General features: G+C 63.2%; 3 protein-coding genes. 2 read left to right on the forward strand and 1 reads right to left on the reverse strand.

Annotated features, from left to right (window positions below; all coding sequences use genetic code 11):
• Nucleotides 1–1,044 (reverse strand): tRNA 2-thiouridine(34) synthase MnmA (gene mnmA / locus ACEW8G_RS03180; RefSeq protein ID WP_373486997.1); only part of this gene is annotated, 1,044 nt, incomplete at its 3' end.
• Nucleotides 1,045–1,239: 195 nt separating this feature from the next.
• Here mnmA and ACEW8G_RS03185 point away from each other — a divergent pair.
• Both ACEW8G_RS03185 and ACEW8G_RS03190 read left to right on the forward strand, forming a co-directional pair.
• Nucleotides 1,240–1,626, forward strand: a complete 387-nt coding sequence (locus ACEW8G_RS03185; RefSeq protein WP_373486998.1) for a hypothetical protein — start codon at nucleotides 1,240–1,242, stop codon at nucleotides 1,624–1,626.
• Nucleotides 1,627–1,633: 7 nt separating this feature from the next.
• Nucleotides 1,634–1,933 (forward strand): DUF1153 domain-containing protein, encoded by a 300-nt coding sequence (locus ACEW8G_RS03190; protein ID WP_373486999.1) that lies wholly within the window; start codon nucleotides 1,634–1,636, stop codon nucleotides 1,931–1,933.
• Nucleotides 1,934–2,192 lie beyond the last annotated feature (259 nt).

Below are 2,192 nucleotides of genomic sequence, written 5' to 3' on the forward strand. Positions count from 1 at the left end.
GGGGGCGACGCCATATTCGCTCTGCGCAAACACCAGCCGCCGGATGTCGCCGCTGCCTTCGATGCGCGCCGCTGCGGGCTTGGCAAGCGAGCGCACCTTGACCTGCAGCGGCCCTTCGTATGGCGCGCCAATCCAGTTGAGGTCGGTGATCAACGCGGCGTGCGTTGCCAGCGCCGCGCGCGGGCCGACGATGACCTTGCGGCTCGGCGCGTCGATCTTGACGACATACAGCGGCTCTGCCTGGCCGCCGATCTCAAGCCCCTTGCGCTGACCGATGGTGAAATGGATCAGTCCGCGGTGTGTCCCCATCACCCGGCCATCAATGTGCACGATCTCTCCGCCGGTATCGGCATCGGGGCGCACCTTGCGCACCACGCTGGCATAATCGCCATCGGGCACGAAGCAGATGTCCTGGCTGTCGGGCTTGGCCGCCACCGCCAGCCCCATCTCCTGCGCGATCGCGCGCACCTGCGGCTTGGGCAGATCACCGAGCGGAAAGCGCAGGTAATCGATCTGGTCATCGGTGGTGGCGAACAGGAAATAGCTCTGGTCACGCGCCGGATCGAGCGCGCGGTGCAGTTCGGCGCGGCCGTCGCTGCCGATCACCCGGCGCACATAATGACCGGTCGCGAGGCAATCGGCGCCCAGATCACGCGCCATTTGCAGCAGATCGGTGAACTTCACCCCCATGTTGCACTGGATGCAGGGGATCGGCGTGCGCCCGGCCATATATTCGTCGGCAAAGCCTTCGACCACCGACTGGCGAAAGCGGCTTTCATGATCGAACACATAATGCGCGATGCCCAGCCGGTCGGCAACCGCGCGGGCATCGCGTATGTCTTGGCCTGCGCAGCACGATCCGGCACGCTTGACCGCAGCGCCATGATCGTACAGCTGCAGCGTGATGCCGATTGTTTCAGCGCCGCTGGCCGCAGCGAGCGCCGCGACCACCGACGAATCGACTCCGCCTGACATCGCCACGACGATTCGCCGTGTCTTCATGTCGCCAGACAGCTGGAAATCGGCCTGAAAATGCGTGCTCATGCGCGGCACGTAGCGATTGCGGCAGGTTTCTGCCACCCCGCACCGGCAAATATTTGCCGCTATTGAAATGCCGGGACTCGCGCAAATCCGATGAAAACGCGGCGATGGTCAGCAGCAATTAACCAACGCTAATCAGTGATGAAGGCGGCTTTTACCTGCTCTTACGACTTGGCTGATAGACGGCTGAATATGGAAATGAACTTCCCCCACAGCCGCAAAAATTCGGGCTCCGCAGCACAGGGCAGGCTGCGCGCGCTGGACATGGATATCCTGCGCGTGCTGGCCTTTGCGCCGGTCAGGGCAGGCAACAATCTGCCGGTGCAGCGCAGCGCAGCAAAGCGTGATCCGGGTGACCGGGTGACCGCACTGATGGCGTTTTTTGCCGGGGCGAGGAGCATCGACAAGGGCTTGGGAGGCAGCTTCAACGGGGCCTGTGCCGAGGCTCTGGCGAGGGCGGAGACACAGGTCGGGTGGCCAGGTCAGCAGGGTGAACAATCCGTTTACCAATGTGCTTCAGTCAATCGCAAAGCGGTTGCCGTAAGTCAAAGCCAGCATGATTTTGCCAGCAATAAGGTTGTTTGAGGGAACAATGATCGAGAACCAGAAAATCAAGCCGGCACAGGTCATTGGTCCGCTCGGTGAGCCGTTGACCATTGAGAGCCTGCCGGCGCCCGGCACCAAACGCTGGGTGGTGCGCCGCAAGGCAGAGGTCGTGGCTGCCGTCAATGGCGGGCTGCTGACCATTGACGAGGTGTGCGAGCGCTATGACCTGACGCTGGAGGAATTCGCGTCGTGGCAGCGTGCGGTTGACCGGTCGGGCATGCCCGGCCTGCGGGTCACGCGCATTCAGCACTATCGCGATCTTTACGAGCGCCAGCAGCGCTACTGACCGCTTACCGCCAAACGGCGGGCAGACAAAAAAGGGGTGCGGTCCGCAGCGGATCGCACCCCTTTTCGTTTCATTGCGGACGATCAGCTATCAGCGGTCGCAGCGGCCACATCATCTGATTCTGCAGCCTTGCGCCGCACCGGTGCGCGCTTGCGCGGCTTTGGCGCTTCGGCGTCTGCCGCCGTGGCGCTGATCGCGGGCGGCAGGATCTGCGGGTCGAGCCCGTTGCTCTCGTTGCCACCGTTGCTTGCCTCAGCGC

The sequence above is a fragment of the Blastomonas sp. genome, assembly GCF_041747255.1.
Taxonomy (GTDB): Bacteria; Pseudomonadota; Alphaproteobacteria; order Sphingomonadales; family Sphingomonadaceae; genus Blastomonas.